10 protein-coding genes are annotated in these 12651 nt (G+C 74.2%); 4 read left to right on the top strand and 6 right to left on the bottom strand.

Features of this window, described 5'->3' with window-relative positions; genetic code table 11:
• The first annotated feature begins 79 nt into the window (after positions 1–79).
• Entirely contained in the window at positions 80–871 is a 792-nt protein-coding gene (locus IXW69_RS00140; protein ID WP_194784380.1) for an electron transfer flavoprotein subunit beta/FixA family protein, read from the top strand.
• A gap of 31 nt (positions 872–902) precedes the next feature.
• The gene (locus tag IXW69_RS00135; protein WP_194784379.1) at positions 903–1928 is read left to right on the top strand and encodes an electron transfer flavoprotein subunit alpha/FixB family protein; all 1026 of its coding nucleotides are present in this window, start codon (positions 903–905) and stop codon (positions 1926–1928) included.
• A gap of 186 nt (positions 1929–2114) precedes the next feature.
• On the opposite strand, the gene mnmA is transcribed toward IXW69_RS00135, so the two are convergent.
• The 4 genes from mnmA to IXW69_RS00115 form a co-directional block, all read right to left on the bottom strand.
• Positions 2115–3233, bottom strand: a complete 1119-nt coding sequence (mnmA, locus tag IXW69_RS00130; protein WP_194784378.1) for a tRNA 2-thiouridine(34) synthase MnmA — start codon at positions 3231–3233, stop codon at positions 2115–2117.
• 188 nt (positions 3234–3421) lie between these two features.
• The gene (locus tag IXW69_RS00125) at positions 3422–3844 is read right to left on the bottom strand and encodes a hypothetical protein (RefSeq protein ID WP_194784377.1); all 423 of its coding nucleotides are present in this window, start codon (positions 3842–3844) and stop codon (positions 3422–3424) included.
• 479 nt (positions 3845–4323) lie between these two features.
• Positions 4324–4878, bottom strand: coding sequence for a DUF6318 family protein (locus IXW69_RS00120; protein ID WP_194784376.1), 555 nt, complete (start codon positions 4876–4878; stop codon positions 4324–4326).
• 373 nt (positions 4879–5251) lie between these two features.
• Positions 5252–6517 (bottom strand): cysteine desulfurase family protein, encoded by a 1266-nt coding sequence (locus IXW69_RS00115; protein WP_194784375.1) that lies wholly within the window; start codon positions 6515–6517, stop codon positions 5252–5254.
• 22 nt (positions 6518–6539) lie between these two features.
• Between IXW69_RS00115 and nudC the strand changes: the two genes are divergently transcribed.
• The gene (gene nudC, locus IXW69_RS00110) at positions 6540–7802 is read left to right on the top strand and encodes an NAD(+) diphosphatase (protein ID WP_194784374.1); all 1263 of its coding nucleotides are present in this window, start codon (positions 6540–6542) and stop codon (positions 7800–7802) included.
• 48 nt (positions 7803–7850) lie between these two features.
• Complete coding sequence (locus IXW69_RS00105) at positions 7851–9971, top strand: ATP-dependent DNA helicase UvrD2 (protein WP_194784373.1); 2121 nt, start codon at positions 7851–7853, stop codon at positions 9969–9971.
• An 18-nt stretch (positions 9972–9989) separates the two neighbouring features.
• Here the strand turns inward: IXW69_RS00105 and IXW69_RS00100 are convergent, their stop codons facing one another.
• Together IXW69_RS00100 and IXW69_RS00095 are read right to left on the bottom strand one after the other, a co-directional pair.
• Positions 9990–10973: a thiamine biosynthesis protein ThiF gene (locus IXW69_RS00100; protein WP_194784372.1), complete on the bottom strand. Its 984-nt coding sequence runs from the start codon at positions 10971–10973 to the stop codon at positions 9990–9992.
• Between the two features lie 165 nt (positions 10974–11138).
• Positions 11139–12623 (bottom strand): YlbL family protein, encoded by a 1485-nt coding sequence (locus IXW69_RS00095; protein ID WP_323745083.1) that lies wholly within the window; start codon positions 12621–12623, stop codon positions 11139–11141.
• Positions 12624–12651 lie beyond the last annotated feature (28 nt).

Genomic DNA, 12651 nt, shown 5'->3' with positions numbered 1-12651 from the left:
CAGGGACGTCGCCGTTCCGTCCGTCTCACCGCCGGAGACGCCGGTCGAGCGCCTCGCCGTATATGGCAACCTTGGACGCATGAAAATCGTGGTCTGCATCAAGCACGTCCCTGACGTGCAGTCCGAGCGCCGCCTCGAGGACGGGCGGCTGGTCCGCGGCGAGGACGACGTCCTCAACGAGCTCGACGAGAACGCCGTGGAGGCCGCCGTCTCCCTCGTCGAGGACCTCGGCGGCGAGGTCATCGCCCTCACCATGGGTCCCGAGGACGCCGAGGACGGTCTGCGCCGCGCCCTCCAGATGGGCGCCGACTCCGCCGTCCTCGTGAGCGACGACGAGCTCGCGGGATCCGACGTCGTGACCACCGCCCGCACCCTCGCCGCGGCGATCCGCCGCGTCGGCGGGGTCGAGCCGGGCGAGGAGGGGCTCGGCGACGTCGACCTCGTCATCACCGGCATGGCCTCCCTGGACGCCATGACCTCGATGCTGCCCGGGGCCCTCGCCGCGGCGCTGCGCGTCCCTGCCCTCACGCTCGCCACCGGGATCGAGGTCGAGGGGGCCGACAGCCTCACCGTCACCCGCGCCGTCGGCACGACCCGCGAGGTGCTCACCGCCCCGACGCCCGCGCTCGTCTCCGTTACCGACCAGGCCAACGAGCCCCGCTACCCCAACTTCGCCGCCATGCGCGCGGCGAAGAAGAAGCCCCTGGACGAGTGGAGCCTCGCCGACCTCGCCCTCGAGGGCGCGACGCCGGCCATCGGCGTCGTCTCCGCCGAGGAGCGCCCCGCCCGCGAGGCCGGGATCATCCGCACCGACGCCGGGGAGGCCGGGCGCGAGCTCGCCGCCTGGCTCGTCGAGAACAAGCTCGCCTGAGCGCGCACGAAAGCCTGAAGGACGCAACAACATGACTGAGACCCTGTCCGCACCCGTGCTCGTCCTCGTCGACATCGAGGGCCAGGGGGAGCACGCCGACGCCGCGGCCGCGACTGACGCCCGACCGACCGGCCCCTCGCTCGAGCTCCTCAACGCCGCCCGGACCCTCACGAGCGATGACGTCATCGCCCTCGTGCTCGGCACGCCCGGTGCCACGACCTCCTCGCAGCTCGCCGGCGCCGGCGCCACCCGCCTGCTCATCGCCGACCTCGACGGCCACGAGACCCAGGCGGCCGCCGCTGCCGACGCCCTCGTCTCCGCCGCGCGCGCCACCGGCGCCGCCGCCGCGCTCGTCATCTCCGACTACCGCGGCAAGGAGCTCGCCGGCCGTGCCGCCGTCCTCCTCGACTCCGCCGCCACCTCGGACGCTGCCGAGCTCGAGGTCGCGGACGGTGAGCTGCGCGCCGGCAAGCTGGTCCTCTCCGGCTCCTGGTCCACGACGATCTCCGTGACCCCGGACGCCGGCCGCGCTCCCGTCGTCGCGGTCCGGCCCGGCGCCTTCGAGGCGCGCGTCGAGGAGGGGGCGGCGCCGCTGGCGGTCGAGCCCCTCGACGTCGTCCTCAGCCCCGAGGCCCTTGCCGTCCGCCTCGTCTCGCGCGAGGCCACCGCGGCCGCCTCCGGGCCGGTCCTCACCGAGGCGCGCACCGTCGTCGTCGGCGGGCGCGGGGTCGACGGCGACTTCGACCTCGTCCACTCGCTGGCCGACCCGCTCGGTGCCGCCGTCGGCGCGACCCGCGTCGCCTGCGACGAGGGCTGGATCGAGCGCAGCGCGCAGGTCGGGCAGACCGGCTCCTCGGTCGCGCCGCGCCTCTACATCGGTCTCGGCGTCTCCGGGGCGGTCCACCACACCTCCGGCATCCAGGGCGCCGGCACGATCGTCGCGGTCTGCGACGACTCCGAGGCCCCGATCTTCGAGATGGCGGACTTCGGCGTCGTCGGCGACGTCACCGAGGTCGTGCCCCAGCTCGTCGAGGAGCTCGCCGCGCTGCGCGCCTGAGCATGCGCCGGGCGCGGCTCACGCTCGCCCGGCCCCCGCCCGTCGACCGTCAATGCACCGCTCGACCGCCTGATTTCCGGAAATCGGACGGTCGAGCGGTGCATTGACGGTCGATCTCGTTCGGTGACCCGGGACCGGGTGCTGCGGGCGGCCTGTCCAGTCCGGCGCGCGCGGGATGACGTGCGGTCAGGCGACGGTCGCCTGGGCGAGGACCTGCTCGCCGGACTCGCCCCCGTAGACGACGACGCTCTGGCCGGCCGCGAGTCCGCGGAGCGGCTGGCGGAGGTCGGCGTGGAGCGTCCCTGCGGTCACGTCGACGCTCACCTCAGCGGGCACCGGGCGGCCGTGCGCACGGACCTGCACGGTGACGTCCGGCCAGCCCGTCGTTCCGCCGACGTCACCGGGCTCGGCGAGGAGAACGAGGGAGCTCGCGTCGACCGTGGTGCGTGAGAGCAGCTCCTCGGGGCCGACGACGACCTCGTTCGTCTCGGGTCGCGTCTCGATGACGTAGCGCGGGCGGCCGTCCGGGGCCGGGTGCGTGAGGCCGAGACCCTTGCGCTGGCCGACGGTGAAGCCGAAGTAGCCGCCGTGCGTGCCCAGGACCTCGCCGTCGGGGGAGACCATGGCACCCTCCTGGACGCCGAGGGAGCGCTGGAGAAAACCACGAGTGTCGCCGTCGGCCACGAAGCAGATGTCGTAGGAGTCCGGCTTCGAGGCGACGGGCAGGCCGCGGCGCTCGGCCTCCGCGCGCACCTCCGCCTTGGAGGGAGCGTCGCCGAGTGGGAAGAGCGCACGGGCAAGACCCCGGGGCCCGGAGACGGCGAGGACGTAGGACTGGTCCTTGGCGTGGTCGGCCGCGCGCGAGAGGGTGAGGCCGGTCTCGTCGCCCGGGCGGCCGGAGGCGGCGCCGCCGGTGAGACGGGCGTAGTGGCCGGTGGCGACGGCGTCGAAGCCCATGGCGAGGCCCCGCTCGAGCAGGGCGTCGAACTTGACGCGCTCGTTGCAGCGCACGCACGGGTTGGGGGTGCGGCCGGCGCGGTACTCGGAGAGGAAGTCGTCGACGACGCGCTCCTCGAACTCCTCGGACAGGTCCCAGACGTAGAAGGGGATGCCGAGGATCTCCGCGGCCCAGCGGGCGTCGCCCGCGTCCTCGATGGAGCAGCAGCCGCGGGAGCCGGAGCGGGTCTGGGCGCGGTTGCGGGTGAGGGCCATGTGGACGCCGACGACGTCGTGGCCGGCGTCGACGGCGCGGGCTGCGGCCACGGCCGAGTCGACTCCGCCGGACAGTGCCGCGAGGACGCGCACGGGGATCCCTCCTGCCCGGGCACGGTCGGCTGACGGGCCCGGGCAGCCTAACGCCGGGCGCTCGGGGCGGTCGAGGGTTGGAGGAGGACTTGGGTACAGGGCGGGACGGTACGAGGACGGTGCCGCGGTGGAGCTCGGCGTGGTGGGACCGGTTGTGTCAGGGTCGGTCGTGTCGGCGCTGCGCCGGGTCAGTGGCCCTGAGCCTCCTCGGCGTCGTCGGTGAGGTAGGAGATGGTGCGGACGACGTCGAAGGGCGGCGTGGTGTCCCGGGTGGTGATGGTGCCGGTGACGGGCTGGGTGTCCTGGCCCTCGGGGGTGAAGGTCGCGTCCCAGGTGGTGGTGAGGCTGATCGAGACGTCTTGGGCGGTGGAGGCGTAGTGGTGCGTGACGGTCTGGTTCGGATAGGCGGCGCCAGGGTCGGTGGTGGTCGTGGAGGAGCCGTCGCCCCAGGACCAGGTGTAGCTTGTCGGGGTCGCCTTGACGGTGACGGGGGTGCCGTTGACCTCGGTGGTGAGGGTGCGGGGGTCGTCGGAGGTGTAGACGATGGCGTCGAGGTTGATGAGGACCTCGGTGCCGGGTGGCTGGCGGGTGATGCCGGAGCCGTCGACCATCAGCCGCGTGACGTCGGTGCTCGTGATGACGATGGGCTCCGGTGCTGGTGCGGCCGCCGCCGCTCGCGCTGGCTGAGCCGGGGACGCTGGGTCAACGGGCGTCGCGGCCGGGACCACGCGGGAGCAGCCGCCGCCGCGCGCGGAGGCTGAGGCCTTGATCTCAGCGGAAGTCAGGCAGGGGAGGCCCGCCGGCGACATGGTCGACTTGATGGACGAGCGTGGGCCGACGTAGCGGGTCCCCGAGGCAGCGTGACGAGTGGATGAGGCAGGCGCTCCTGAGTGGGCCGCTGCGGGGGGCCCGGCTACTTCCGATGCCGAAACCGGGATCTCTTTGGTTACGCGGCCGGTCATGGTCATGGCGTCATCCTGGGCTTCTGTCGAGAAAAAGGCTTCGCCATCGGTCGATGCTTGAGCGGATGGACTGTAGCCAGTCAGCGCGGCAACCACTACGAGACCAAGTACGAGCCCCGACGATCTCCTCATTTCGTCTGGACGCCTCCGATGGACCAGTGCTGCTCCGAGTATCGGATCGCAACGGTGATCGACGACTGTGTGGGAGCTGAGGTCGCTCCGGCAGACGATTTCGACGTCGATGAAGTACTCATGTCGTGCAACTGGTTTGGTGACGTGGTCGTCAGAAGGGTGACGGCCGAGTACTCGTATCCATCTGCTGGCGGTTCGACGGTTGCGCTGTTTACGTCTGCGGTACCGGGTTCGGCCCATCCGCCGCTGTCGTGCAGCTCCGTGACGTTGTCGTGGACCGAGGAGCAGAAGACGCAGCTCTCCTCGCTCATGGCGTCCCACTCGGCCAGGTCGCCCGTCGCGTAGACGTAGGGGTACAGGCTGATGAAGTACTCGGCCGCGGCTACTGCTCCCTCAGGGGAGTTCTCGCTCATTCTCGCCGGCTTCTCCGGTGCCTCCATCGCGAGCGCCGTCGCCCGCGCAGCGGCGTCCTGAGGGGACAAGGAGACCGAGGACGTTGCCGTCGCACCGTCATCCGCCCGCATGGAGGCCGCCACGTCGTACGGGTCCACGGTGGGGCTCGCCCCTGTCCCTGCGCTCGTCCCACCGCCGGAGCACGCCACCGCACTCACGATCAGGACCGCCGCAGCGGTGAGTGCGCCCAGACGACGTCGGAGCACTGGCCTGGCGGAGGCCTGCGCGTGTGAGGCTGAGGGGGAGACGGGGAGCACGGGGGACCTCCGACGTTGGGGATCTCGGGCGGTGTGGGGCGCGCGACCCGCCGCCAGAGCCAGGAGAGCCAGCGGCCGGCCGCGCCTCCGTGACCATATCGAGACCCTCCGGCCCGCAGCCACCGCCTACCGGCTCCCTGTGGAGAACCTGCGGCCCTTGCGGAGCGCAGGGCTCCACACTCCGTCTCCTGCCGGTTGCCGGCAGCACGGTCCCTCAGCGCCGCTTCGCCGCCTGCGTCCGTCGCGCCATCTCCAGCGCCCGCGGCAGGGCCGCCAGCAGGCGCTCGACGTCACCGTGCGTCGTCGTCGGCCCCATCGTCACCCGCAGGGTCGAGCGCGCCGCCTCGTCGTCGAAGCCCATCGCGAGGAGCACGTGGCTCGACTGCGTGACGCCGGCGTGGCACGCCGACCCCGCCGAGACGTCGACCCCCGCCATGTCGAGCCCCATGAGGAGCGCCTCGGTGTCGCCGTCCTCGAACCACAGGTGCGCCGTCCCCGGCAGGTGGGGAGCGTCGTCCGGCAGCGTCGCGTGCACACCGGGCAGGGCCGTCGCCCTCGCCAGTACCTCGGACCGCAGCAGCTCGAGGCGAGCCGCCTCCGCCTCGCGCTCCGCCATCGCCAGCTCGACGGCGAGTGCCAGCGCCCGCGCGCCGGCGACGTCCGCGGTACCCGAGCGCAGCCCGCGCTCCTGCCGCCCGCCCCCGGTCGGGAAGACGAGGGCGAGGTCGCGCCGCGCGATGAGCGCCCCGGTCCCGACCGGTGCCCCGAGCTTGTGACCGGTGAGCGTGAGCGCGTCCAGGCCCCAGCCGTGCACGTCCACGGGGACGTGCCCGACGGCGGCGACAGCGTCAGAGTGCACCGGCACGTAGCCCGCCTCCCCGGGACGTGTCACGCCGGAGGCGCGCCGCACCGCCTCGACGACGCCCGCGACGTCCTGCACGAGCCCCGTCTCGTTGTTCGCCGTCATGACGGACACGACGGCGACGTCCGCCGTAGAGACGGCGTCCTCGACCGAACCCGGCTCGACGCGCCCAGCGGCGTCCACCGCGAGCTCGGTGACGTGCGCGCCGTGCACCGCCTCGCAGACGCGTGCCGTGTCCTGCACCGCCGGGTGCTCCGTCGGCGAGATGACGACGTCGGGCCGTTCGACACCGGCCGAGCGGGCGGCGAGCACCCTGCCCGTGACGGCGAGGGCGTCCGCCTCCGTGCCGCCCGAGGTCAGCAGCACCTCGTGCGGGTCGACGCCGAGTGCTGCGGCCAGCCTGGCGCGGGCCTCGGCCAGCCTCGCCCCGTCCCGCCGCCCGGAGGCGTGCTGCGCCGCCGGGTTCGCCCGCGGCCGCGTGCCCGACGCGAGGCCGTCGGCGAGGTCTCGCGTCATCTGCTCCACGACCTCGGGCCGCAGCGGAGCCGTCGCCGCGTGGTCGAGGTAGGCGCGCACCGGCGCCGTGGGGACCTGGCGGACGCTGGGGGAGGCGGTCATGGTCGCAGCCTAGGGTGAGGCCATGAGCACCTCACGGAACGACCTCACCGACGCCGCCGCCACGAGCACCCCCACGAGCGCCCTGCGCCGCTCCCCGTGGCGCGTCGACGAGCCCGAGCGATGGGACGAGGACGCCTTCGGCCGCCGCTCCCTGTCCCGCCTCACCGTCGACCGCGACGCCGCTCGCCGCCGCGAGCCAGGCCTGCTCAACAGCCTTGCCGCCGACCCTGCTACCCGCCTCGTCCTCGTCGACGCCCGCGGACGCGTCGCGCTCGACGTGCCCGCCTCCCACCCGGAGCTGCCCGAGAACGGCCTGACGCCGCCCTCATGGCCGGTGGACGCGCTGCCCACGGGCACGCCAGGCGCGGCCGCCCACGACGTCGTCGAGGGCGCCGACACCGGCGAGGAGGAGCAGGAGCGCCAGGACCAGCGCACCGGGTTCCAGGACCGTCCCGCACGCCCACGACCCCACCTCGCCCCCCTCACGGCCACCGACGTCGACCCCACGGGCCTGGAGACCTTCTACCTGGGCAGCGAGCCGGGCGACGGCGCCGGGACGTCGTGGCTCGCCGTCGTCGTCCCCGCGGACGGCGCCGCCGCCGCGGAGCCCGACGACGCCGAGGGCGCCTCCCGCCCCCATCCCGACCTCGCCGACGCCCTGGAGCGCTACCCGCTGTCCGCCCTGCGCGCCGTCGGCGACGAGCTCACGGCCCACGACGCCGGGCTCGCCACGCCCGCCGCGGCCCTCGCCGCCTGGCACGCCCGCAACCACTACTGCCCCTCCTGCGGGTCGCGCACCGAGCCCGTCGAGTCGGGATGGGCACGCCGCTGCACCGGCTGCGGTGCCCTCCAGTTCCCCCGCACCGACCCGGCCGTCATCATGGCCGTCACCGACGACGCCGACCGGATCGTCCTCGTCCACGGAGCCGCCTGGGACGCCGGTCGCTACTCGACCGTCGCCGGCTTCGTCGAGGCCGGGGAGGCCGCCGAGGCCGCCGTCGTCCGCGAGGTGGGGGAGGAGACCGGCCTGCGCGTCGCGTCCGTCGAGCAGGTCGCCACCCAGCCCTGGCCCTTCCCCCGCTCCCTCATGCTCGGGTACCGGGCCCGGCTCGCCCCGGGCGAGCACGTCGCCCGTCCCGACCAGGAGGAGGTCACGGGCGCTATCGTGCTCTCGCGCGCCGAGCTCGCCGCTGCCGTCGAGGCCGGGGACGTCGTCCTGCCCGGGTCGACCTCGATCGCGCGGATGCTCATCGAGGACTGGTACGGCGAGGAGATCCGCGGCTGAGGGAACGCGTCGGTTCGTGTCGTCGGGCCGTGGCAGGCTGGGACCACGATGAGCCAGACCTCCCCGAACCAGCAGCCGTCCGCCCCGCGCCTCGCACCGCCGAGCCCCGCGGAGCTCCTCGACGCGCTCGACCCGGACCAGCGGGAGGTCGCCGAGCACCTCGAGGGCGCGCTGTGCGTCCTCGCCGGCGCCGGCACCGGCAAGACCCGCGCCATCACCTACCGCATCGCCCACGGCGTCGCCGTCGGCGCCTACCAGCCCACCCAGGTCCTCGCCGTCACCTTCACCTCCCGCGCCGCCGGGGAGATGCGCTCGCGCCTCAAGGACCTGGGCGTCCACGGCGCCCAGGCCCGCACCTTCCACTCCGCCGCCCTGCGCCAGCTCCGCTACTTCTGGCCCACGGCGATCGGCGGCGGCCTGCCCGAGATCCAGCCCTGGAAGGCCGGCCTCGTCGCCACTGCCGCACGGCGCCTCGGCATGCCCTCGGACAAGGCGGTCGTCCGGGACCTCGCCGCCGAGGTCGAGTGGGCCAAGGTCTCCATGATCCTGCCGGAGGACTACGCGCAGGCAGCGCAGTCCGCCGGCCGCACCGACGTCGGCGGGCTCGAGCCGGCCGCCGTCGCCCGCGTCCTCGAGGCCTACGAGGAGGCCAAGACCGAGCGCGGCGTCATCGACTTCGAGGACGTCCTCCTTCTGCTCGTCGGGGTCCTCCTTGACCGGGACGACATCGCCTCCCAGGTCCGAGGCCAGTACAAGCACTTCGTCGTCGACGAGTACCAGGACGTCTCCCCGCTCCAGCAGCGCCTCCTCGACCTCTGGCTCGGCAACCGCCGCCAGCTCTGCGTCGTCGGCGACGTCTCCCAGACGATCTACTCCTTCACCGGCGCCACGCCCCGCTTCCTCACGGACTTCGCGCAGCGCTACGACGGCGCGCGCACCGTCCGCCTCTCCCGTGACTACCGCTCCACCCCGCAGGTCGTGTCCCTGGCGAACCGGGTGCTGTCGCGCTCGCGTCGCGGGGGCGGGCGCCTCGCCCTGCCGGCGGGCGCCGTCGAGCTCGTCGCCCAGCGCCCCTCCGGTCCCGCCGTCCGCTACGAGTCCTACGACGACGACGTCGCCGAGGCCGCGGGCGTCGTCACCCAGGTCCAGCGGCTCCAGGCCGCCGGGGTCCCCCTGTCCGAGATCGCCGTCCTCTACCGCACCAACTCGCAGTCCGAGGCCGTCGAGTCGGCGCTCTCGGACGCCGGGATCGGCTACCTCGTGCGCGGCGGCGAGCGCTTCTTCGAGCGCCCCGAGGTCAAGCGCGCCATGGTCGTCCTGCGGGCCGCCGCCCGCACCGAGCGCGCGAGCCTCACCGGGGACCTCGGTCAGGACGCGCGGATGGTGCTCTCGCGCGAGGGCTGGAACGAGGAGCCGCCGAGCGCCCGGGGTGCCGTGCGCGAGCGGTGGGACTCGCTCAACGCCATCGTCGAGCTCGCCGACGACCTCGCCAAGCAGCGCGGCGCGGACGTCGACGGCCTCGTCACCGAGCTCCAGGAGCGCGCCGACTCCCAGAACGCCCCCACCGTGGAGGGAGTGACGCTGTCCTCCCTGCACGCCGCCAAGGGCCTGGAGTGGGACGCCGTCCTCCTCATCGGCGCCTCCGAGGGCCTTCTGCCCATCTCGCTCGCCGAGGGGCCGGACGCCATCGAGGAAGAGCGCCGTCTGCTCTACGTGGGCGTCACCCGCGCCCGGGAGCACCTCGTCATCTCCTACGCGCGTGCCCGCAACGCCGGCGGCCGCGCCTCGCGCAAGCCCTCCCGCTTCCTCGACGGCATCTGGCCGGCCGACGACCCCGGAGTGGTCGCCTCCCGCACCCGCTCGACCGGCACGAGCCAGCGGGCCCGCTCCAAGCAGCTCGCCGCCGAGTTCGAGGAGGAGAACGACCCCGCCACGGTCGCCCTCTTCGAGGAGCTCCGGGCCTGGCGCGCCGGCGTCGCCAAGGAGCGGTCCAAGCCCGCCTACACCGTGCTCGCCGACGCGACGCTGCGCTCTGTCGCCGTCGTGAAGCCGACGGCGCTTCCGCAGCTGTCGCTCATCCGCGGCATCGGCGCCGTCAAGCTCCAGGAGTACGGGGCCGACGTCCTGCGGATCGTGCGCGAGCACGGCGGCACGGACGCCTCCGAGTAGCAGCCGAGGAGGAGGGCCTCAGAGCCCGGCTGAGTCGGCCCGCCCGGGCCCGGGTCCTCCCGGGCTCGCGGACGTCTCCCCAGGGTCCGGAGCCGCCGTCTCGAGCCCGGCCGAGCACAGGCACTCCGGGTGCGGCTCCCACTCCCGCTCGAGGCCCACTGCGTCGCGACCGCTCAGCTCGACGCTCCGGCCCCACCACGGCTCGCCCAGCAGCGCGTCGAGCGCCGCCCGCGTGGCCAGCGCGGCCGACTGGTGGACGAGCAGGCGCTCGGTCGCAGGGACGGGCGTCATCCTCAGCTGCGTCGCGACAACCGGCCACGCCGGGTCCGCGTCCCGCTCCGCCAGGTCGAGGCAGGAGTGGCACACCCGCGCCCCCGGTCCCAGGACGGGGCCGACCCTCACGCTCGCCGCCCGAACCGTCACCGGGAGCTGCGCCGCGCCGGCCTGTGCGAGGGCCCTCGCCCGCACCGGGTCGATGACGTGCGGATCCAGCGTGACGACGAGGTCCGGGACCGTCGACGCCGGCGCACGGACGGTGAGGCCCGGCCGATGCTCCTCCAGCCAGGCGGCCAGCGGCGGGTCGTGCGGGAGCACAGACCCGATCCCGGCCTCCTCCAGGAGGCACGCGACCTCGAGCGCGAGCTCCCCGGAGCCCACCAGCCCCACGACCGAGCCCGCCAGGGCCCGGCTGCGCTCCCTCGGCTCCTCGCACAGGAGGTCCCAGTAGCGCTCGTCGGCCGTCCGGGGCGCCTCCGCGCGGGTGAGGGCACCAGCATCGAGGAGCCCGGAGACGAGCGCCTCGGCGTCCTCCACCGCGAGCCCCGCCCACCGGGCAGCGAGCCGCACCCACCCCGGACCGGCGTCGCGCTCCTCGGCGGGCAGGCGGTCCAGGAAGCGCTGGGCCGGGCCGTCGAGGCCCTCGACGACGAGCGCGATCCCGGGCTCGGAGCCGATCTGGCTGGAGCCCTCGCAGCGCCACAGGACGGGGGACTGGCCTCTCACACGCACGGGAACCTCCCGGCCGCCGGCTGGGGACGGTGGGGCGGCCGCCGCGAGCCTCGCACCCGGTCGGCGCCCGGCGCGAGAGCCCGGTCGGGGCCTGTGGACAACCGGGCGGCGGCGCGGCCTCCCCAGACCTCGTGCGTGCCCGGGCAGGGCGCTCGGTGCTCAGTGCTCGGTGGCTGTCGCCGTGGCGGTCTCCACGGCTGCCTCGCCGGCAGCCGCCGTCGGCGACGGGGTCGGTGTCATGGACGAGGCGGCGCTCGCGGTCGCCGCTGCGCTCGACTCCTCCTCGACGGCCTCGCAGGTGGTCAGCCCCGACGTCTTCCCGTCGGCGATCGCCTTCACGGTCTCGACGGCCTCGTGCAGCGTCGAGACGGCGTAGACGCTCAACCCGTCCGGCTCGTGCCCGACGACCTCGTCGCAGTTGGACGCCGGTGCCAGGAAGTAGTCCGAGCCCGAGGCCTTCGCCCCGGCCATCTTCTGCTGGATGCCGCCGATCGCGCCGACCTCCCCGGACACGCTGATCGTGCCGGTGCCGGCGATGTCCTTGCCCCCGGTGAGGTCGCCCGGCGTGACCTCGTCGATGATCCCGAGAGCGAGCATGGTGCCGGCACTGGGCCCGCCGACGTCGGAGAGTCCGAAGGTCGCGTCGACGTCGGAGTCGGCCCGCACCGACAGCGCCACCCCGAGCATCGATCCCTTGCGCTGGTCGTCGCTCGACGGGGCGAGGGTCGTGAGCGTGGCTGAGGTGTCCTTGCCGTCGCGCGTGAGTTCCACGGTCACGCGCGTGCCGGGCGCGATCGTCTCCATGAGGTCGTGGAGCTGGGAGTAGGTGGTGATCGTCGTCGTCGTCCCGCCCTCGGGGGTGACCGAGGTGATGACGTCGCCGGTCTTGAGACCGGAGTCCTTCTGGCCGTCCGCGACCTGCTCGATCGTGAGGACCATCGACTTGGCGAGCCCGGTCTCCATGAGGGCTGCGACGACGGCGGAGTCCTGGGAGCTCGTCATCTCAGCCTGGTTGACGGCGTCGACCTGCTCCGCGGTCATCGAGGAGGGGCAGACGGCGTCGCGGTCGAGGACCTTCCGGTCGGAGTGGAGCCAGGCGTCGATGAGGCTGAAGACCGTCACCTTGTACCCGGGGCACCCCATGATGGAGACGGTGGTCATCCGCAGGGCGCCGTCGGCCGCGTAGGTGCGCGTGCCCGTCACCGTGAGGATCGCGGAGGAGCCCGAGGCCGAGGCGCCCGCGGAGGCTCCCGTCGCGGAGGAGCTGCCTGACGCGGCTCCGCTGGAGCCCGCTGTCGAGCGGGTCGAGCTCGTCGAGCCCTCCAGGACGTTCCAGGTCGGGCCCGGCGCCTCGATGACCTTGTTGATCGGGACGGTGGCTCCGGCCACGAGAAGACCCGCGACGAGGACGCCGGCGCCGAGGGTCGTCAGCTGGCGACGGCGGTGACGGCGGCGCGAGCCGCGGGCGCCGCCCGCGCCGGGCCCGTCCTCCTCGTCGGCTGCGGGGCTCACCGTGGCGCTGCTGCCGCTGCCACCCGCTGCGCGGTCGGCGGGGGCGTCCTCGGGTGAGGCGCCCTCGGCAGGGGCGCTCGTCCTCGCGGCGTCGGCGGGCTGCTGGTGAGGGCTGGGGCTCTGCTGCGTCACGGGAGCCATTGTGGGGCACCCGCCGTCA

It is taken from the genome of Actinomyces haliotis (assembly GCF_015355765.1).
GTDB lineage: Bacteria > Actinomycetota > Actinomycetes > Actinomycetales > Actinomycetaceae > Actinomyces > Actinomyces haliotis.
This window is presented reverse-complemented; position numbering and strand designations above follow the sequence as displayed.